Below are 20,448 nucleotides of genomic sequence, written 5' to 3' on the forward strand. Positions count from 1 at the left end.
CGTGCAGGTCGTGCAGAGCAGTGAGGCGGTGGGAGGGGGCCCGGGGGCCTACATCTCCTCCGCGACGTAGCCGCGCAGCCACGTCTTGAAGTCCGGGCCGAGGTCGGCGCGCTCGGCGGCGAGACGGACGATGGCCTTCAGGTAGTCGCCGCGGTCGCCGGTGTCGTAGCGGCGGCCCTTGAAGACGACGCCGTGCACCGGGCCGCCGACCTTCTCGTCGGTGGCGAGGGTCTGCAGTGCGTCGGTGAGCTGGATCTCGCCGCCGCGGCCGGGTTCGGTGTCGCGCAGGACGTCGAAGACCGCCGGGTCCAGGACGTAGCGGCCGATGATGGCGAGGTTGCTGGGGGCGTCGGCGGTGGCGGGCTTCTCGACCAGGCCGTTGATCTTGACGACGTCGCCGTCCTCGGTGGCGTCGACGGCCGCGCAGCCGTAGAGGTGGATCTGTTCCGGGTCGACCTCCATCAGCGCGACGACGCTGCCGCCGTACGTCTGCTGGACCTCGACCATGCGGGCGAGCAGCGGGTCGCGGGGGTCGATCAGGTCGTCGCCGAGGAGGACGGCGAACGCCTCGTTACCGACGTGTGGGGCGGCGCAGAGGACGGCGTGGCCCAGGCCCCGGGGGTCGCCCTGACGGACGTAGTGCATGGTGGCCAGGTCGCTGGACTCCTGCACGCGCGCGAGGCGGTCGGCGTCGCCCTTCTTGGTGAGGGCGGACTCCAGTTCGTAGTTGCGGTCGAAGTGGTCTTCGAGAGCGCGCTTGTTGCGGCCGGTGATCATGAGGACGTCGGAGAGTCCCGCGCCGGCGGCTTCCTCGACCACGTACTGGATCGCGGGCTTGTCGACGACCGGCAGCATTTCCTTCGGCGTCGCCTTGGTCGCCGGGAGGAAACGGGTGCCGAGACCCGCGGCCGGGATGACGGCCTTACGTATGGGTCGGGGGGTGGCGCTGTTGCTCATGGGGTTACGAACTCCGTCGTTCATCAGGGGTATGTCGCGGCCGTCCGGCCTGCGTCGCCCGGGGAGGTTCCCGGTTGTTCCCGGATACCAGGGTGGCCAGTGCCTGGTTCTGGCACTGGCCACCCTGGTTCCGGCCGGGGCCGGTTCCGCCGGGAACTGCGGGTGCTGCGGATACTTCCGGTACTGCGTCAGTCCTGCGCGGGCGCGGTCACGGAGGGCAGTGTCTGCTCCGCCGCGGCCGTCTTCTTCGCAGTCTTCTTGGCCGCCGTCTTCGTGGCCGTCTTGGTGGCGGTCTTCTTCGCGGCGGTCTTCTTGGCCGTCGTCTTCTTCGCGGCGGCCTTCTTCGCGGGTGCGGCCTTCTTGGCGGCGGTCTTGCGTGCCGTCTTCTTGGCCGGTGCCTCCGACGGTGCGTCCGCCGGTGCGTCGGCCGGAGCCTGGTCACCCTCGGACGCGGTGGCCTCGTGCCCCGCACTCTGGTCCGCACCGTGCGGTGCGGGCCCGTCCGTCGCGGCCTGCGGGGCCGTCGACGGCGTGGTCTCCACCACGAGTACGGCGGCCTCGGTCGACCCGGCGGGCGAACCCGCGGGTGCGCTGGCCTTGCGGGTCGCCCGGCGGCGGGCCCGCGGCGGGGCTGCCTCGGCGGCCGGCGCAGCGGCGGCCGGGACCTCGGGGGCCTGCGGCTCGGCGGCCGGAGCCTCCACTGCCTTCGGCTCCTCGGCCACGGCCGGCTCGGCCACGACGGCGGGTGCCTCGGCGGTCCGGGGCGAACCGGCCGGGGCCGACGCCTTCCGGGTCGCCCGGCGACGGCCTCGCGGCCCGGCCGGGGCGGCCTCCGTCTCCGCGGGTGCGGCGACGGCCTCGGCAGGGGCGTCGGCCGTGACGGCCGGAGCCGCCTCGGCCGCGGCCACCGGCTCTGTCCCCGGCTCGGACCCGGTCACCTGCGCCGCGTCGGTCTCCGGCTCGATCCCCGGCTCCGTGGGGGCCTGTTCGGCACTCTTCGCCCGCATCGGCGACGCGTGCTCGATGTAGTCCGCCGGCGAGGTCTTGCCGCGCGGCGCACCGGCCGGGGCCGACGCCTTGCGCGAGCGACGGCGGCCACGGCCGCGCGTCGCGGCTGCCTCGGCCTCCGCGGCGCTGCTGTACAGCTCCTCGTCGGGTACGAAGTCGGGCGACGGCAGGGCGATCGGCGCGGCGACCTCGGCCTGCACCTCCGCCTCGGTCTCGGCCTCGTGCACGTCCTCGTGGTCGTGCTCGTGGTCGGAACCGCTGTCCTGACCGTGTTCGTGCTCGTGGCCCGTGGTCTCGGAGCCGTTGCCGCCCTTGCCGCGCTTCTTCGAGCGCTTGGAGCCGCCGCCGCCGACCGCGGTGGGCTGCTCCATGTGGACGATGACGCCACGCCCGTTGCAGTGGACGCAGGTCTCGGAGAAGGACTCCAGGAGGCCCTGGCCGACCCGCTTGCGGGTCATCTGCACGAGTCCCAGCGAGGTGACCTCCGCCACCTGGTGCTTGGTGCGGTCGCGTCCCAGGCACTCCAGCAGACGCCGCAGCACCAGGTCGCGGTTGGACTCCAGGACCATGTCGATGAAGTCGATGACGACGATGCCGCCCAGGTCGCGCAGCCGCAGCTGACGCACGATCTCCTCGGCCGCTTCGAGGTTGTTCCTCGTCACGGTTTCTTCGAGGTTGCCGCCCTGGCCGGTGAACTTGCCCGTGTTGACGTCGACGACGATCATCGCCTCGGTCTTGTCGATGACCAGCGAACCGCCGGACGGCAGGTAGACCTTGCGGTCCAGCGCCTTCATCAGCTGCTCGTCGATCCGGTACGTCGCGAAGACGTCGACCTCGGAGGTCCAGCGGGACAGCCGGTCGGTGAGGTCCGGCGCGACATGGGCGACGTAACCGTGGATCGTCTGCCACGCCTCGTCACCGCTGACGATGACCTTGGAGAAGTCCTCGTTGAAGATGTCGCGGACGACGCGGACGGTCATGTCCGGCTCGCCGTAGAGGAGGGTCGGCGCGTTGGAGGCGCCGTTGCTCTTGGCCTTCTTCTGGATGTCCTCCCACTGCGCCTGCAGACGCTCGACGTCGCGGCGCAGCTCGTCCTCGCTGGCTCCCTCGGCGGCGGTGCGCACGATGACGCCCGCGTCCTCGGGGACGATCTTCTTGAGGATGGTCTTCAGACGCGCCCGCTCGGTGTCCGGGAGCTTGCGGCTGATGCCGGTCATGGAGCCCTCGGGCACGTACACGAGGTAACGGCCCGGCAGCGAGACCTGGCTGGTCAGACGCGCGCCCTTGTGGCCGATCGGGTCCTTGGTGACCTGCACCAGGACCGACTGGCCGGACTTGAGGGCGGTTTCGATGCGGCGCGGCCCGTGGGCCATGCCGAGCGCCTCGAAGTTGACCTCACCGGCGTACAGGACGGCGTTGCGCCCCTTGCCGATGTCGATGAACGCGGCCTCCATGGAGGGGAGGACGTTCTGCACCTTGCCGAGGTAGACGTTGCCGACGTAGGACGTCGACTGCTCCTTGTTGACGTAGTGCTCGACGAGGATGTTGTCCTCGAGGACGCCGATCTGGGTGCGCTCGCCGTTCTGGCGGACGACCATGACGCGTTCGACGGCCTCGCGGCGTGCCAGGAACTCGGCCTCGGTGATGATCGGGACGCGGCGGCGGCCCTGCTCGCGGCCTTCGCGGCGACGCTGCTTCTTGGCCTCCATACGGGTCGAGCCCTTGATGGACTGGACCTCGTCGAAGCCGGTGCCGGGCTCGCGCTCGGCGACGGCCTCCTTCTTGCGGGGCTCGCGGACCTTGACGACGGTGCGCTCCGGGTCGTCGGACCCGTTCGCCGGGGTGTCGTCGTGGCCGGAGTCACCGCTGCGGCGGCGACGGCGGCGACGGCGGCGGCTGCTGGAGGAGCCGGACCCGCCCTGGTGCTCGTCGTCGTCGTGGTCCTCGGAGTCGTCCTCCTCGACGGCGTTGTGCGGGGCGCTCTGCTGGTCGGCAGAGTCCTCGCCGCGGTCGCCGCGACCACTGTGCTCGTGGTTCTCGTTCTCGTCGGCGTCCAGGGCATCGCCCCGGCGACGGCGGCGGCCACCGCGGCGGCGACGGCGCGCCCTGCGGTCGTCGGCGTCGTCGAAGTCGTCGTGGCCCTCGGCGGCGGGCGCGTCCTGCTCGGTGTCCTCGGCGTCCTCGTCCTGCGGGGCCTCCTGGACGGGGGCCTCGGTGCGGCGCGGCTGCTCGGTCTCGGTCTGCTCACCGCGACGGCGGCGGCGACGGCGGCCACCGGACGGGGCGGGCTCGGCGGCCTCCTGGACAGGAGCCTCGACGACGGCCTCGTCCTCGGTGTCGGTCTCCTCGTCCTCCTCCGGCTCCTCGGCGGGCCCGGTGGCAGCGGCCATGGCCGCGGTCTCCGGGGTCTGGAACATCGGCTCGGCGAAGACCGGCGCCTGGAACACGGCGACGGCGGGACGCTGCGCACGGCGGCGCGAGCGCGGCGACGACTCCTCGGCCGCCTCGTTCTTCCCGGCCGCGGCGGGCTCGGCAGCGGCGGCCGGCTCGGCGGTGAACTTCGGGGTGGCGGCCGGACGGCTCGCCCGACGGCGGGTACGGCCGCGCGGTGCCTCCTCGACTGCCGGTGCCTCCTCGGCTGCCGGGGCCTCTGCGACGACGGGCTCGGGCACGCTCTCCTCGGTGGCCACGGCCTCTGCCGGGGCGGTCGCCTCGGCGGGGGCGGGTGCGGTGGCCTTGCGCACGGCCCGGCGACGGGTGCGCGGCGCCGGGGCGGCCGCCTCCTCGTCCTGCCGGACGTCCTGCGGCGCTTCCCGCACCGTCTCCTGCTGCTGTACGGGAGCCTCGGCCGGGCTCTGGGCGACGTCGGCCTCGGGGGACGGAACGGGCGAGCCCGCGGGCGCGGTCGCCTTCCGGGTCGCCCGGCGACGGGTGCGCGGCGCCGGGGCGGCCGCCTCCTCGTCCTGCCGGACGTCCTGCGGCGCTTCCCGCACCGCGTCCTGCTGCTGTACGGGAGCCTCGGCCACGGTCCGGCTCTCCTCTGCGACGGCCTCGGCGGCCGGGGCGGTGGTGGCCTTGCGCACGGCGCGGCGGCGGGTACGCGGCGCCGGGGTCTCCTCGGCGGCGGGTGCCTCGGCGGCCGGGGCTGCCTCGGCGACCGGAGCCTCCTGGGCAGCGGCCTCGGTGGCGGGTGCGCCGGCCGGGGCGGTGGCCTTGCGCACGGCGCGGCGGCGCGTCCGCGGCGCGGGGGTCTCCTCGGCGGCTGCCGGGGCCTCCTGTGCGGCGCTCTCCACGGGGGTCCCCACAGCGGCTTCGGCGGAGGGGTCCACGGCGGCTTCCGCGGGCGCACCCGCCGGAGCGGTCGCCTTGCGCACGGCACGGCGACGGGTGCGCGGCGCCGGGGCCTCGGCGGCGGCCGGAGCTGCGTCGGCGGCCGGAGCTGTCTCAGCGGCCGGAGCGGCCTCGTCGGCCGGGGCAGCGGCCTCGGTGCTCGGTGTGGGCGAGCCCGCCGGGGCGGTCGCCTTCCGGGTCGCGCGGCGGCGCGGGCGTGCCGGGGCCGCGGACTCTTCGTTGTTGCTGGTCTGGTCAGTGGTGTCGGTCACGGCACCCTCTCCGGCCGGTATGGCCGGAGCCGCGGCCTCCACGGTCTTGGCGGCATCCGACTGGTCCTGCTGGTCCTGCTGGGTCGCGCCGCCCCCGGGGGGTCCGGCGGGACGCGAGGCCGCGCGGCGCCTGCGGCGCGGCGGCAGTGTGTCGCTGGGCGAAGTGTGGTCGGCCTCAGCGGGTTCGATCGGCTCGAGCATGCGGGGTTCTCCCGTCACGCTCCCGGGCGCCGCGCCTGAATCCGGTCCGGCCGCGGCCCACGCGCGGTGCGCGGGGCCACCGTCCGGGGCGCGGGCGCCGCACGGGAGCTGTTGTCCAACTCGCCGGTTCCGTATGCCTCGTGACGTACGGCCTGGCGAAAGTCCTGGTCAGTACGCGGCCCGACCCAGGTGGCTCCCGAGTACCAGGGCTGCGCTACAACGACTGCCCTACGCGGAACCGGAACCTTCCAGCGCCTTCGCGGTGGCGGGTGCGGGGGCTGTGGTAGAGCCTGCCCACGCCGCCTCGCAGTCGGGCGCGAGCGGGTCGGTCACCGTTCCGGACTCCTCGTCGAGAAGCCCCTGCGCCAGCCTGGTCACCGCTGCGGGGACCGGCGGCGCCAGGTCGGCCACAGCGTGGAGACCGGAAAGGACGTCGTCGGGTCGTACGGCAGGTGTCATGTGCCGCACTACCAGCCGCAGTATCGCACAGGGCTCCGCCGTGGTCCTATCGCCGGCGTCATCCGCCGGTGCCTGGGGGGCGGGTACCGCGGTCATCTCGACGACGGCCTCGCGGGCGTCGAAGCTGCGCATGCCGTTCTTGGTACGGCGCTGGACCTCGACGGTTCCTGCGGCCAGGAAGGTGTCCACGGCCTTGGCCGCCTCCTCCTGCGACACGCCGTTCAGCCGCAGCTCCCAGATGGAAGCGGTCAGCCGGTCGGCGAGTCCTGAGGTGCGGGACTCCACGGCGTCGATGATGTCGAGGCCGTCGGGCATCGACTCGTCGAGCAGTCCGCGCAGGGTCGCGGGGTCGCGGGGTGCGGTGAGGGCGATCTCCAAGTACTCGGCTTCAGAGCCGGTGCCGGTGGGGGCCGCGTTGGCGTAGCTCACCTTGGGGTGCGGGGTGAAGCCCGCCGAGTACGCCATGGGCACCTCGGCGCGGCGCAGGGCCCTCTCGAAGGCGCGCTGGAAGTCACGGTGGCTGGTGAACCGGAGGCGGCCGCGCTTGGTGTAGCGCAGTCGGATGCGCTGCACCGCCGGTGCGGGCGGCGGGCCTTCGGGCTGTCGCTTGCCCAGTGGTTCTTCTCCTCGGTGCGGGGCGGCGCGTCTTCCGCGCGCCCACAGGCCTGTGGGTGACCCCGTGCGGCATCTCCGTGGTCCGGCTCACCCCTGCGGGTTGCTCCGCAGGGAGATCTCGGGTCCGGGTGCTGCGCCGGAGGCAGTCGTTGTACTACCCAGAGTACGCGCCGGGGGCGCACTTGGTTCCCCGGCCTGCAACGGCGCGGGGGCGAGCAGCCGTGCGGAGTGCCGCGGGGAGGGCGGCTCCGCCCCGTCGGCCGGTACCCGGCGGGCGTCCTCGCAGGGCGTACCGCAGGGGTGTGAGCAGCGGCTCGTACGCCCATTCCGGGAAGGTGACGAACAGGGCCCGCCGAAGTCACCTCGTCGTGCGGCCCGCCAGGAGGGCGTGCAGGTGCTGCGGCAGCGCGAAGGCCCGGCCGGGGGTTTCCCCCGGCCGGGCCTTCGGCGGCGCATGTTCCGCGCCGGAGCCCTCGCCACGCGCGCGTGGTTCGGTGCCGTCGCACTCGGACGCGGGGAGCGCGGCCTCTCCCTTTCGCCACGCGCGCGTGGGCGCGGTTGCCCGCAGTGCTACTTGACGACGCTCAGCGGGAGCAGCTTCCGGCCGGTCGGGCCGATCTGGATGCTCGTGTCCATCTGCGGGCACACTCCGCAGTCGAAGCACGGAGTCCAGCGGCAGTCCTCGACCTCGGTCTCGTCGAGCGAGTCCTGCCAGTCCTCCCAGAGCCAGTCCTTGTCGAGCCCGGAGTCGAGGTGGTCCCAGGGGAGGACTTCCTCGTAGGTGCGCTCTCGGGTGGTGTACCAGTCGACGTCGACGCCGTACGCGGGGAGCGTCTTTTCGGCGGCCTGCATCCAGCGGTCGTAGCTGAAATACTCGCGCCAGCCGTCGAAGCGGCCGCCGCCCTCGTAGACGGCGCGGATGACGTCGCCGATGCGGCGGTCACCGCGGGAGAGCAGGCCCTCGACGATCCCGGGCTTGCCGTCGTGGTAGCGGAAGCCGATGGAGCGGCCGTACTTCTTGTCGCCGCGGATCTTGTCGCGGAGCTTGGTGAGACGCGCGTCGGTCTCCTCGGCGCTCAGCTGCGGGGCCCACTGGAAGGGGGTGTGCGGCTTGGGGACGAACCCGCCGATGGAGACGGTGCAGCGGATGTCGTTCTGGCCGGAGACCTTGCGGCCTTCGGCGATGACGTTGACCGCCATGTCGCCGATCTGCAGGACGTCGTCGTCGGTCTCGGTGGGCAGGCCGCACATGAAGTACAGCTTGACCTGGCGCCAGCCGTTTCCGTACGCGGTGGAGACGGTCCGGATCAGGTCCTCCTCCGAGACCATCTTGTTGATGACCTTGCGCATGCGCTCACTGCCGCCCTCGGGGGCGAAGGTGAGGCCGGAGCGGCGGCCGTTGCGGGTCAGTTCGTTGGCGAGGTCCACGTTGAAGGCGTCGACGCGGGTCGAGGGGAGGGACAGGCCGATCTTGTCCTCCTCGTACCGGTCGGCGAGGCCCTTGGCGATGTCCGCGATCTCGGTGTGGTCGGCGGAGGAGAGGGAGAGCAGGCCCACCTCTTCGAAGCCGGTCGCCTTGAGGCCCTTTTCGACCATTTCTCCGATGCCGGTGATGCTTCGCTCCCGTACGGGGCGCGTGATCATGCCGGCCTGGCAGAAACGGCAGCCGCGGGTGCAGCCGCGGAAGATCTCCACGGACATGCGCTCGTGGACGGTTTCGGCGAGCGGGACGAGGGGCTGCTTGGGGTAGGGCCACTCGTCGAGGTCCATGACGGTGTGCTTGGACACCCGCCACGGGACACCCGACCTGTTGGGTACGACGCGGGCGATGCGGCCGTCCGGGAGGTACTCGACGTCGTAGAAGCCGGGGACGTAGATGTTGCCGGTCTTGGCGAGGCGCAGGAGGACTTCCTCGCGGCCGCCGGGGCGGCCCTCCGCCTTCCAGGTCCGGATGATCGCGGTCATGTCGAGGACGGCCTGTTCGCCGTCGCCGAGGACGGCGCAGTCGATGAACTCGGCGATCGGCTCCGGGTTGAAGGCCGCGTGGCCGCCGGCCAGGACGATCGGGTCGTCCAGGGTGCGGTTGCGGGACTCCAGGGGAATGCCGGCCAGGTCGAGCGCCGTGAGCATGTTGGTGTAGCCGAGCTCGGTGGAGAAGGAGAGTCCGAAGACGTCGAAGTTCTTCACCGGGCGGTGGGCGTCGACCGTGAACTGCGGGACCTTGTGTTCGCGCATCAGCGCTTCGAGGTCGGGCCACACGCTGTAGGTGCGCTCGGCGAGGACGCCCGCCTGCTCGTTGAGCACCTCGTAGAGGATCATGACGCCCTGGTTGGGCAGGCCGACCTCGTACGCGTCCGGGTACATGAGCGCCCAGCGGACGTCGCACTCGTCCCACGGCTTGACGGTGGAGTTCAGCTCACCGCCGACGTACTGGATGGGCTTCTGCACATGCGGCAGGAGGGCTTCCAGGCGGGGGAAGACCGACTCAACAGGCATCGCGGTGTCTCTCATGAGCGGGCAGGGGGACCCTCAAGCCTAACGCGGGTTCGGAGATCTCCCGCACGGCCGGGACACGCACGGCCGGGACACGTCGGCAGGGACCCGCACGGCGGGGGCGCGCCGACGGGGACGCGCCCGGCGGGGAGAGCGCCGGCGGGGAGAGCGCCGGCGGGGAGAGCGGGTCCGGGAGGCCGTGCCGCCCGGACCCCGGCTCTATGCCCCGAGCCACCCCACCGTCTTCTTGTCCCGGGCCTTGCGCCACACTTCCGGCAGTTCTCGCTCCCGTTCCGCCGCGGCGGCCTCCTCCTGGCCGTGGAGCAGGCCCCACACGAAGGCCGTCTCGCCCGCAGCGTGCGCCTGGATGGCCAGGTTCCGCAGTTCGGCACGGGCGACGACGCTGTCCTGGTGCTCGCCCAGTACGCCCTGTACGGCCTTGACGCGGGTGCGCAGCCGGTTGGCGGGGGCGCCCAGGGCCGGGCGTGCGGATTCCGCCGCGTACCGCAGCCGCTTCGCCGCTTTGCGTGCCTCGTGCATCGCGAGGTCCCGCGCTGTTCCCGGCGGCAGGGACAGGGCGTGTTCGGTGCGGGTGGCGAGGCGGGCGAAGTCCTTGGCGAGGGCCTTGGGCAGGACGTCCGCCGCGCTCTTCGCCGCCGCCTTGCGCAGGGGCGGGTCGGCCAGCAGTGCGTCCAGCGACAGCAGCAGTTGCAGGTAGCGCTCGGAGTCCAGTACGGCGAGTGTCCTCTGCCGGGAGCCGCTGCCGCGGGCCACCGACCAGATCCGCAGCCGCCCGTGCACCGGGCCGAGCAGCAGGGTGCGGGGCAGGGCGGCGAGGCGTGCCCGGAGGCGGGCGGCCAGTACTTCCTGGTCGCGGTCGACGCCCAGTTCCCCGGCCAGCCACTTCAGTTCTTCGCCGATCGGGTCGGTGACGGCGGGGTCCAGGATCTTCTTGTACGTCTTGAAGGCGCTGCGCATCCTGCGGGTGGCCACCCGCATCTGGTGCACGGAGTCGGGCAGGTCGCGCCGTACGGCCGGGTCGTGGGCGATCAGCGCCTCGGCCTGTGCGCGCAGGTAGCCGAGGACCTGTGCTGCGGCCGTGCCTCCCGAGGGGGCCGGTGCGGGGGCCGGGCCGCCGCCGGTCTCCGCCAGTGCCCTGGCCAGCTTGGACGGCGCCGCCGACGGCAGCACTCCCGCTTTTCGCAGCCTTTTCTCGACGGCGTCCAGGATCGCCGGGTCGCCGTCGTCTGCGACTTCCACCTCGATCTCTGTCCAGTCGGCGGTCGTCTTCTCCTCGCCGGTCCGTTCCGCGTGCACCGCGTCGACGCTGACTTCGGCGAGGGTCTGCCCCGCCGCGTCGAGCAGGTGGCGCACCCGGCGGGACGACTTCACCCGGACGGTGGGCAGCAGTGGTGCTCCCCTGGTGCGCGCCCGTACCAGGGCGTCCAGCGCGCGGGGCACGCCGGCGCCGTCCGCGCCCAGGGGGGCGCGGATCTCGTCCCGCACGTCGGGGGACACCGGGAGTTTGAGGTGCCAGCCGGCGTCCTCGCCGCCGGTGCGGCGGCGCAGGGTCGTCGCGTGGGCGGCGAGCGCCAGGTCCGCGGTGTCGTAGTAGAGGGCGTCGAGTTCCTTGACGCCCTCGTCCCGGACGGACGAGACCCCGGCCGCCTTGGTGAGGTCGGGCAGCCGGGGTTCTTCGCCGGGGGTTGTCGTCGTGGCTTCGTACTTTCGCTCGATCTCGCGCTTCGTGTCCGCCATGTCATGAATCTAGACGCGATACGGGCCTTCAAACAGGGTCCGGCCGGGCGGCAGGCGGCCGGCTATGCCGTTATCGGCCGCTGCACCCTGATCGACTGCAGCAGTCCGATGGCCACCCACACCGCGAACATCGACGATCCGCCGTAGGAGACGAAGGGCAGCGGCAGGCCCGCGACGGGCATGATGCCCAGGGTCATGCCGATGTTCTCGAAGGACTGGAAGGCGAACCAGGCGATGATGCCTGCGGCGACGATCGTGCCGTAGAGCTCGGTGGTCTCGCGGGCGATCCGGCAGGCCCGCCAGAGCACGACGCCCAGCAGCACGAGGATGAGTCCGGCGCCCAGGAAGCCGAGTTCCTCGCCCGCGACGGTGAAGACGAAGTCCGTCTGCTGTTCGGGGACGAACTGTCCGGTCGTCTGGGATCCCTTGAAGAGCCCCGTTCCCGTCAGGCCTCCGGAGCCGATGGCGATGCGGGCCTGGTTGGTGTTGTAGCCGACGCCGGCCGGGTCGAGGTCGGGGTTGGCGAAGGCGGCGAAGCGGTTGATCTGGTACTCGTCGAGGAGCCCGAGGACGGTGACCAGGACGGCGCCGAGCACGCCGGCGCCGACCAGGCCGAAGACCCACCGGTTGGAGGCTCCGGACGCCAGCAGCACACCCAGGATGATCATGGCGATGACCATGACGGAGCCGAGGTCCGGCATCAGCATGATGATCGCGATGGGGACGACGGCCAGGCCCAGGGACTTGAGCACGGTGCCGTGGTCGGGGTGCTGCTGGTCGCCCGCGTCGACACGGGCGGCGAGCAGCATCGCCATCCCCAGAATGATCGTGATCTTGGTGAACTCGGACGGCTGGAGCGAGAAGCCGCCGCCGATGACGATCCAGGCGTGTGCGCCGTTGACGGTCGCGCCGAGTGGGGTGAGTACGGCGAGGACCAGCACGACGGACAGCCCGTACAGCACAGGGACGGCGCCACGCAGGGTGCGGTGGCCGAGCCAGATCGTGCCGACCATCAGCGCGAAGCCGATTCCGGTGTTGAGGAGGTGACGCAAGAGGAAGTAGTACGGGTCGCCGTGGTTGAGGGTGTCGCGTCCGCGGGTCGCCGACCAGACGAGCAGCGAACCGATGCCGGACAGGGCCAGTGCGGAGAGCAGCAGGGGCCAGTCGAGCTTGCGGAGGAGGGAGTCGCGGGCGGTGAGTTTGGCGAACGCGCCGCGCTCGGGGGCGTACCGCCGTACGGAGAAGCCGTGTGCGCTGCCTGCCATGTCAGTCCCCCAGCGGCTGGTTGGTGCCCGTTCCCGTACCGCCGCCGCGGCCGGGGGCGGTGCCCCGGCCGGGTCCGGTCGCGGGCGGTCCGGCGAGCGCGTCGGCGCCCTCGGCGTCCTTGGGCTCGGGGACGTAGGGCTTGATCTCGGGGGCGGTGATGGAGCCGTCCGCCTCGATCTTCGGCAGTCCCTGCTGCGGCTGCGGCAGGAGGGCCTTCTTCGGGTCGAACTTGCCGTCCTTGTCCAGCCCGTACAGCGCGTTGTAGATCTTTCGCACGGCGGGTCCGGAGGCGCCCGAGCCGGTGCCGCCCTGCGCGATGGTCATGACGATCGAGTAGTCCTTGGTGTACGTGGCGAACCACGAGGTGGTCTGCTTGCCGTAGACCTCGGCGGTGCCCGTCTTGGCGTGCATCGGGATCTTGTCCTGGGGCCAGCCCTGGAACCTCCAGGCGGCGGTGCCCCGGGTGGCGACTCCCGCGAGAGCTTCGTCTATCAGTTTGTGGGTGGCCTGGTTCATCGGGAGCCTGCCGTTGGCCCTGGGCTTGAGCTCTTCGACGTGCTTGCCGTCGGCGCTGACGACGGCCTTGCCGACGGACGGGGCGTACATGGTGCCGCCGTTGGCGATCGCGGCGTAGACCGATGCCATCTGGATGGGGGTGACGAGGGTGTCGCCCTGGCCGATGGAGTAGTTGACGGAGTCACCGGCGCGCATCTGGTTGCCGTCGATGCAGTTCTCGAAGGCGATCTTCTCGACGAAGCTGCCGTTCTTCTTGCCCTGCTTGCACCAGGAGTCCTTGTTGGCGGCCCAGAAGCGCTGCTTCCACTGGCGGTCGGGGACCCGTCCCGCGACCTCGTTGGGGAGGTCGATGCCGGTCTCCTTGCCGAGGCCGAACTGGTGGGCGGTCTTGTAGAACCAGTCCTTGGCGTCCTTCTTCGGCTTGGTGCCGCCGTCGCGCTGCCACTGCTGGTGGGCGAGTGCGTAGTAGACCGTGTCGCAGGAGACTTCGAGTGCGCCGCCGAGGCTGATGTTGCCGTGGCCCTTGGACTCGTAGTTGGTGAAGGTCTGGCCGCCGATGGAGTACGAGCTGGGGCAGGGGTAGCTGCCGTTGAAATCGTAGCCGGCGTTGACCGCGGCGGTCGTCGGGATCACCTTGAAGATGGAGCCGGGGGCGGCCTGGGCCTGGATTCCGCGGTTGAGCAGCGGGAAGTTGGAGTCCTTGCCGGTGAGTCTGGCGTAGTCCTTGCCGGAGATGCCGCCGACCCAGGCGTTGGGGTCGTACGTCGGGTTGGACGCCATCGCGACGACCCGGCCGGTCCTGGATTCCAGGACGACGACGGCGCCGGCGTCGGCCTTGTAGTTGGTGTTGGTGTTCTTGTCGAAGGCCTTGCGGGCTTCCTTCATCGCGTCGAGGAGTTCGTACTCGGCGACGGCCTGCACGCGCGCGTCGATGCTGGTGACGACGTTGGATCCGGGCTTGGCCTTGTCGGCCTTGGCGAGGCCGATGACGCGGCCGAGGTTGTCGACCTCGTAGCGGGTGACGCCGGCGTTGCCGCGCAGGTACTTGTCGTAGGTGCGCTCCAGTCCTGAGCGGCCCACCTGGTCGGAGCGCAGGTAGGGCGAGGAGGTGTCCTTGGCCTTCTCGATCTCCTGGTCGGTGACGGGCGAGAGGTAGCCGAGGACCTGGGCCGTGTTGGCCTTGCCGGGGGCCGCGTAGCGGCGTACGGCGGTGGGCTCGGCGGTGATGCCGGGGAAGTCCTCGGCGCGCTCGCGGATCTGCAGGGCCTGCTGGGTGGTGGCCTTGCTGGTCACCGGGATCGGCTGGTACGGGGAGCCGTTCCAGCAGGGCTGCGGGGTCTTCGCGTCGCAGAGCCTGACCTTGTCGGCGACGTCCTTGGGTTTCATGCCGAGGACGTCGGCGAGCTGGGCGAGGACCGCCTTGCCGTCGTCCTTCATCTTCATGAGTTCGGTGCGCGACGCGGAGACGACGAGCTTGGTCTCGTTGTCGGCGAGCGGTACGCCGCGGGCGTCGAGGATGGAGCCGCGGACGGCCGGCTGGACGACCTGCTGGACGTGGTTGTTCTTCGCCTCGTTGATGTACTCCTCGCCGTTGCGGATCTGGAGGTACCAGAGGCGTCCGCCGAGGGTGAGCAGGAGGGAGAAGACCAGCACCTGGATGACGATGAGCCGGATCTGGACGCGGGGAGTTCTTCCGGTCTCGGGGATGTTGCTCATCGCGCTCCCCCACAGGCGGCGGGGGCGGGGGCGGGGCGGGGCGTCACAGGCGCTTCACTCCCTTGATGCGTCCGGCGCGCGAGGCGCGGTTGCGGGCGGCACGCAGTCGGAGGCCGCCCTTCTGCTGGCCGATGCTCAGGCCCGTGCCGGAGGAGAGCCAGCCGGAGGAGACGTCGGCGCCGGAGGACGAGGAATCGGACAGCGGGTCGTTCTCGGCGCGGCGGGCGAGCGCCATGATGCCGGGGACGACGAACGGTGCGAGGAGCAGGTCGTACAGGGCGGCGGTGAACAGCAGTCCGCCGAGGCCGACGTGGCGTGCGGCGGTGTCCCCGACGAGCGAGCCGACGCCCGCGTACAGCAGGGTCGAGCCGACGGCGGCGGCCACCACGACGAGCATCGGCGCGGTGGCGGAGCGCAGGCGACCGTTCTCGGGTTTGGCGAGGCCCGCGAGGTAGCCGATGACGCACAGCACGAGGGCGTAGCGGCCGGCGGCGTGGTCGGCGGGCGGGGCGAGGTCGGCGAGCAGCCCCGCGCCGAAGCCGATGAGGGCGCCGCTGACATGGCCGTAGACGAAGGCCAGGCCGAGGACGACGAGGAGGGTGAGGTCCGGTACGGCGCCGGGGAGCTGGAGTCTGGCGAGGACGGTGACCTGGATGACCAGGGCGACGACCACCAGGGTGGCGGAGAGCAGAATCCGGTTGAAGCGCATCAGGTTCAGCTCCTACTGGCCGTCGGGGGTGCCGTTGTCGGCCGCGCCGTCGGTATTTGCGTTGCCATTGCCGTTGTTGGCCGCGTTGTTGTTGTTCTGGCCGTTGTTCTGCCCGTTGACCTGGCCGTTGTTCTGGCCGTTGTCGTTCGGCGGTTTCGGGGTGACGGTGACGGTGACCGTCGGGGCGGGCTGCGGCTTGTTCGGCAGGACGGTGTCGCGCGGGTCGGTGCGCGGGGCCTGGACGACGACGCCGACGATGTCCAGCCGGGTGAAGCCGACGTAGGGGCGGACGTACACGGTCCGGGTCAGGTTGCCGCCGGACGGGTCGACGCGTACGACCTCGCCGACCGGCACTCCGGGAACGAAGGGCTTGGCGGCGCGCGAACCGAAGGTCACCAGGCGGTCGCCGGGCTTGACCTTGGCCTTGCCGTTGAGGAACTGGACGCTGAGCGGGCGGTCGCCCTGGCCGGTGGCGAAGCCGAGCTCGTTGGTCTTCTCCATCCGGGTGCCGACCGTGAAGTCGGGGTCGTTGGCGAGCAGCACGGTCGCGGTGTTGGGGCCGACCGTGGTGACCCGTCCGACGAGACCGTCCGCGTTGAGGACGGTCATGTCGCGCTGGATGCCGTCATTGCTGCCGGCGTCGATGGTGACGGTCCAGGAGAAGCCCTGGGCCGCTCCTATGGCGATGACTTCGGCGCCCTTGATGCCGTACTGTCCGGCGCCGGCCTTCTTCAGCATGCCGTCCAGCTCACGCACCCGGCTCCGGTTGCGGTCGTCACTGCCCAGTCGCTGCCTGAGCTCCTGGTTCTCCCGCTCCAGCGCCTTGACCGCGTCGTGGGTCTCGCCGGAATTGCGGACGGCGCCGATCGCGTTGCCGATCGGGTCGACCGCGGTGGCGACGCCCTTCTCCACGGGTCCGAAGACCGTGGCGGCGGCCTGGCGGGCACCGTCGACCGGCGAGTCCTCGCCGCCGCGGATGTCGACCGTGATCAGCGCGAACGCTACGGCGACCAGCAGCACCAGGAGCAGCCGGCTCTCTCGTGTGTCCCTCACGTGCGGCGGCCGTGCCTTCCTCGTCGGAGAAATCTCTGTGCGTGTATATCAACGATCCGCCGCACGGGACGGCAGTCCCGTACGGCGGATTTCTCTGCACGTGCTATCTGCGCGGCTGGGCGTCCAGCACCTGCTGGAGCGCCTCGAACTCCTCCACGCACTTGCCGGCTCCGAGCGCGACGGAGTCCAGCGGGTCCTCGGCGATGTGGATCGGCATGCCGGTCTCCCGGCGCAGCCGCTCGTCCAGTCCGCGCAGCAGCGCGCCGCCGCCGGTGAGGACGATGCCGCGGTCCATGACGTCGCCGGACAGCTCCGGCGGGCACTTGTCGAGTGTGGTCTTCACGGCGTCGACGATCGCGTTGACCGGTTCCTCGATGGCCTTGCGGACCTCGGCCGCGGAGATCACGACGGTCTTCGGCAGGCCGGAGACGAGGTCGCGGCCGCGGATCTCGGTGTGCTCGTCCTTGTCCAGGTCGAACGCCGAACCGATGGTGATCTTGATCTGCTCGGCGGTCCGCTCACCGAGGAGGAGGCTGTACTCCTTCTTGATGTGCTGGATGATCGCGTTGTCCAGCTCGTCGCCGGCGACCCGGATCGACTGTGCTGTGACGATTCCTCCGAGCGAGATGACGGCGACCTCGGTGGTGCCGCCGCCGATGTCCACGACCATGTTGCCGGTGGCCTCGTGGACGGGCAGGCCGGAACCGATGGCCGCGGCCATGGGCTCCTCGATGATGTGCACCTGTCGGGCACCGGCCTGCGTGGACGCCTCGATCACGGCGCGGCGCTCGACCCCTGTGATGCCGGAGGGCACGCACACGACGACCCGCGGGCGGGCCAGGTAGCGCCGCTTGTGGATCTTCAGGATGAAGTAGCGGAGCATGCGCTCGGTGATCTCGAAGTCGGCGATCACGCCGTCCTTCAGGGGCCGTACGGCAACGATGTTGCCCGGCGTACGGCCGATCATCTTCTTTGCCTCGGAGCCGACGGCGAGGATGCCGCCGGTGTTGGTGTTGATGGCGACGACGGAGGGTTCGTTGAGCACGATGCCCTTGCCCCTGACGTACACCAGCGTGTTGGCGGTCCCGAGGTCGACAGCCATATCACGGCCGATGAACGACATTGGTTCCCTCTTCTTCCCCATGAGGATGCGTCGGGCCTTCCCGAGTGGAGCGTGTGATGGCTTTGATCGGCAGGCGAAGTGGGTGGTGCGCTGAATGCTGCGGGCGCGGTGACTGCCATCGTAGTGCCGCATGTGCGGTTACCGCGCGAGGGTCCTTCGCCATTGTCGGGCGGATGGTCCACCCGCCTCAGTAATGGTGACGCTGTGTCGGAGGGATGCGTTCCCTCCGGTGTGACGCATATACCGAAGGGCGACCGAATTACTTCGGTCGCCCCAGGGCGAGGACGCTGTTTGGCTGGCACTGCGTCAGAAAGGTGTCGGCGGGCGTGTCCGCGGTCCGGTTGTCTTCCGCGTCAGACGAGCCCGGGGAAGAACAGCTTCAGCTCCCGCTCCGCCGACTCCTCGGAGTCCGAGGCGTGGATCAGGTTCTCGCGGACGATGGTGCCGAAGTCACCGCGGATGGACCCGGGTGCCGCGGCGATCGGGTCGGTGGGGCCGGCCAGCTGGCGTACGCCCTCGATGACCCGCTCGCCCTCGACGACCAGCGCGACGATCGGACCGGAGGACATGAAGCCGACGAGCGGCTCGTAGAAGGGCTTGCCCTTGTGCTCGCCGTAGTGCGCTTCCAGGGTCTCCTGGTCGAGGCCGCGCAGCTCCAGCGCGCTGATCGTCCAGCCGGCCTTGCGCTCGATACGCGAGATGACCTCGCCGATCAGGCCGCGGCGTACGGTGTCGGGCTTGAGCAGGACGAGGGTGCGCTGGGTCACGGTGCGGGCTCCTTGGGTGCGGTACGGAAGCGGTGTCCCGCAGATTACAGGGCCGAACGGGTGCACTGTCACGCAGCGTCAGGCCCGGGGCCCGGCGGAGCGGCGGGGCCGCCGACGGCGCCGCTCCCCCATCTCCCCCACGTCCACCCGCACCGCCCGTGCCTCCGCCCGGCCACCTGCGTTTCCGCCCGGCCGCCCGCGTTTCCACCAGGCTGCCTACGCTTCCGCCTCCGCCTGCGCCGCCCACCTGGCCTTCGCCTCGTCGATCTTGCGGCCGTAGTGGATCGACGCCCACCACAGTCCCCCGAAGACCGCGCCCAGGAAGAACATCACCGGGACCCAGAAGCCGCTGACAATCAGCCCCGCCTGCAGGGCCCAGCCCAGCTGGAGCCCGCCGGGCCGCGTGATCATCCCGCACAGCAGCACGGACAGCAGCATCGCGATGCCGCACACCGTCCACACGGTGCCCATCGACAGGTCCTCGGACTTCATCGCGACCAGACCGGCGAAGCCGATCACGAAGAACTCACCGATCAGCGTGGAGGCACACAGAGTGCGCACGGCGTCCTCAGCCCCTTCCGAGCAGCAGCCGGGCCTCGCCGACCGTGATCACGGATCCGGTGACCAGCACGCCGCCGCCCGAGAACTCGCCGTCCTCCTCGGCCAGCGTGATGGCCTCCTCGATGGCGTCGTCGAGCCGCGGTTCGACCTGGACGCGCTCGTCGCCGAAGACCTCGACGGCCAGTGCGGCCAGTTCGTCCACGTCCATCGAGCGCGGCGTCGAATTCTTCGTCACCACGATCTCCGCGAAGATCGGCTCGAAGGCCTCGAGTACGCCGCGGACGTCCTTGTCTGAGCTCGTCGCCACGACGCCGATCAGCCGGCTGAAGCCGAACGCCTCGCCGACCGCCTCGGCCGCCGCCCGCGCACCCGCCGGGTTGTGCGCGGCGTCCAGCACCACGGTGGGGCTGCGCCGGACGACCTCCAGGCGGCCGGGCGAGGTCACCGAGGCGAACGCCTTGCGGATGGTGTCGATGTCCAGCGTCCGTGCCTGCTCGGCACCGATGCCGAAGAAGGCCTCGACGGCCGCGAGCGCCACCGCCGCGTTGTGCGCCTGGTGGGCGCCGTGCAGCGGGAGGAAGATCTCCTCGTACTCGCCGCCGAGTCCGCGCAGGGTGACCAGCTGGCCGCCGACCGCGACCTCGCGGGCGACCACGCCGAACTCCATGCCCTCGCGGGCTACCGTCGCGTCCACCGAGACGGCCTTCTTCAGCATGACCTGCGCCGCGTCGACCGGCTGCTGGGCGAGCACGACCGTCGCGCCCTGCTTGACGATCCCGGACTTCTCGCCCGCGATCTCGCCGGGCGTGCTGCCCAGGCGGTCGGTGTGGTCCAGGGAGATCGGGGTGACGACGGCGACGGCCGCGTCGATGACGTTGGTGGCGTCCCAGGTGCCGCCCATGCCGACCTCGACGACCGCCACGTCCACGGGTGCGTCGGCGAAGGCCGCGTACGCCATACCGGTCATGACCTCGAAGAAGGAGAGCCGGTACTCCTGCGAGGCGTCGACCATCTCGACGTACGGCTTGATGTCCTCGTACGTCTCCACGAAGCGCTCGGCGCTGATCGGCACGCCGTCCAGGCTGATCCGCTCGGTGATCGACTGCACGTGCGGGCTGGTGTAGCGGCCGGTGCGCAGCTCGAAGGCGCCGAAGAGGGCCTCGATCATGCGGGCGGTGCTGGTCTTGCCGTTGGTGCCGGTGAGGTGGATCGAGGGGTATGCCTTCTGCGGCTCGCCCAGGACGTCCATCAGGGCGGCGATCCGGGTCACCGAGGGTTCGAGTTTGGTCTCGCCCCAGCGGCCCGCGAGCTCGGTCTCGACCGCGCGCAGCGCCCTGTCCACCTCCGGGTCCTGGGGGCGGGCGGGCACGTCGTCGCCGACCGGGGCGCCGCCCCGGGTGCGCAGGGTGCGGCTGCCCGCCTCGATGACGGCGAGGTCGGGGTCGCGCCGGGTCTCGGCCTCGACGATCTCCTCGAAGGCATCGCCCTCGGAGGCGTGGTCGTCGGCGTGGTCGTCGTTCGGGGGGAGGTCACTCACCCCGCCAGTCTACGGAGGGGGTACGACAACGGCGGACAGCGCCTTCGCCGGAGGGCCGCGGCACCCTTTTATCCGTTCCATACCGAACGAGTGTGTGACCCTGGTAG

Annotated in this window: 13 protein-coding genes; all 13 read right to left on the reverse strand. The window is 71.2% G+C overall.

Annotated features, from left to right (window positions below):
• Positions 1-48: 48 nt before the first annotated feature.
• A complete protein-coding gene (galU, locus tag ACFWVV_RS15700; protein ID WP_384341816.1) occupies positions 49-957 on the reverse strand; it encodes a UTP--glucose-1-phosphate uridylyltransferase GalU in 909 nt (302 codons plus the stop codon).
• 188 nt (positions 958-1,145) lie between these two features.
• Positions 1,146-5,768 (reverse strand): Rne/Rng family ribonuclease, encoded by a 4,623-nt coding sequence (locus ACFWVV_RS15705; RefSeq protein ID WP_384341818.1) that lies wholly within the window; start codon positions 5,766-5,768, stop codon positions 1,146-1,148.
• A 228-nt stretch (positions 5,769-5,996) separates the two neighbouring features.
• On the reverse strand, positions 5,997-6,800 hold the full coding sequence (locus ACFWVV_RS15710) for a TIGR03936 family radical SAM-associated protein (protein WP_384341820.1): 804 nt from the start codon (positions 6,798-6,800) through the stop codon (positions 5,997-5,999).
• Positions 6,801-7,412: 612 nt separating this feature from the next.
• Positions 7,413-9,338 carry a TIGR03960 family B12-binding radical SAM protein gene (locus ACFWVV_RS15715; RefSeq protein ID WP_384341822.1) on the reverse strand — a complete coding sequence of 642 codons (1,926 nt, stop codon included), beginning with the start codon at positions 9,336-9,338 and terminating at the stop codon, positions 7,413-7,415.
• Between the two features lie 216 nt (positions 9,339-9,554).
• Positions 9,555-11,093, reverse strand: coding sequence for a CHAD domain-containing protein (locus tag ACFWVV_RS15720; protein WP_384341824.1), 1,539 nt, complete (start codon positions 11,091-11,093; stop codon positions 9,555-9,557).
• 62 nt (positions 11,094-11,155) lie between these two features.
• A complete protein-coding gene (rodA, locus tag ACFWVV_RS15725; protein WP_384341826.1) occupies positions 11,156-12,358 on the reverse strand; it encodes a rod shape-determining protein RodA in 1,203 nt (400 codons plus the stop codon).
• Position 12,359: 1 nt separating this feature from the next.
• Positions 12,360-14,591: a penicillin-binding protein 2 gene (mrdA, locus tag ACFWVV_RS15730; RefSeq protein ID WP_384341828.1), complete on the reverse strand. Its 2,232-nt coding sequence runs from the start codon at positions 14,589-14,591 to the stop codon at positions 12,360-12,362.
• A 43-nt stretch (positions 14,592-14,634) separates the two neighbouring features.
• Positions 14,635-15,300 (reverse strand): rod shape-determining protein MreD, encoded by a 666-nt coding sequence (gene mreD / locus ACFWVV_RS15735; protein ID WP_384341830.1) that lies wholly within the window; start codon positions 15,298-15,300, stop codon positions 14,635-14,637.
• 12 nt (positions 15,301-15,312) lie between these two features.
• A complete protein-coding gene (gene mreC, locus ACFWVV_RS15740; RefSeq protein ID WP_384341832.1) occupies positions 15,313-16,353 on the reverse strand; it encodes a rod shape-determining protein MreC in 1,041 nt (346 codons plus the stop codon).
• 103 nt (positions 16,354-16,456) lie between these two features.
• Positions 16,457-17,476, reverse strand: coding sequence for a rod shape-determining protein (locus ACFWVV_RS15745; RefSeq protein ID WP_362410885.1), 1,020 nt, complete (start codon positions 17,474-17,476; stop codon positions 16,457-16,459).
• A gap of 353 nt (positions 17,477-17,829) precedes the next feature.
• Positions 17,830-18,243, reverse strand: coding sequence for a nucleoside-diphosphate kinase (ndk, locus tag ACFWVV_RS15750; protein ID WP_384341834.1), 414 nt, complete (start codon positions 18,241-18,243; stop codon positions 17,830-17,832).
• 216 nt (positions 18,244-18,459) lie between these two features.
• A complete protein-coding gene (locus tag ACFWVV_RS15755) occupies positions 18,460-18,804 on the reverse strand; it encodes a DUF4233 domain-containing protein (RefSeq protein ID WP_384341836.1) in 345 nt (114 codons plus the stop codon).
• A 7-nt stretch (positions 18,805-18,811) separates the two neighbouring features.
• Positions 18,812-20,341 (reverse strand): bifunctional folylpolyglutamate synthase/dihydrofolate synthase, encoded by a 1,530-nt coding sequence (locus tag ACFWVV_RS15760; RefSeq protein ID WP_384341838.1) that lies wholly within the window; start codon positions 20,339-20,341, stop codon positions 18,812-18,814.
• Between the last annotated feature and the right edge of the window lie 107 nt (positions 20,342-20,448).

It is taken from the genome of Streptomyces sp. NPDC058663, from assembly GCF_042716745.1.
Classification (GTDB): Bacteria; Actinomycetota; Actinomycetes; order Streptomycetales; family Streptomycetaceae; genus Streptomyces.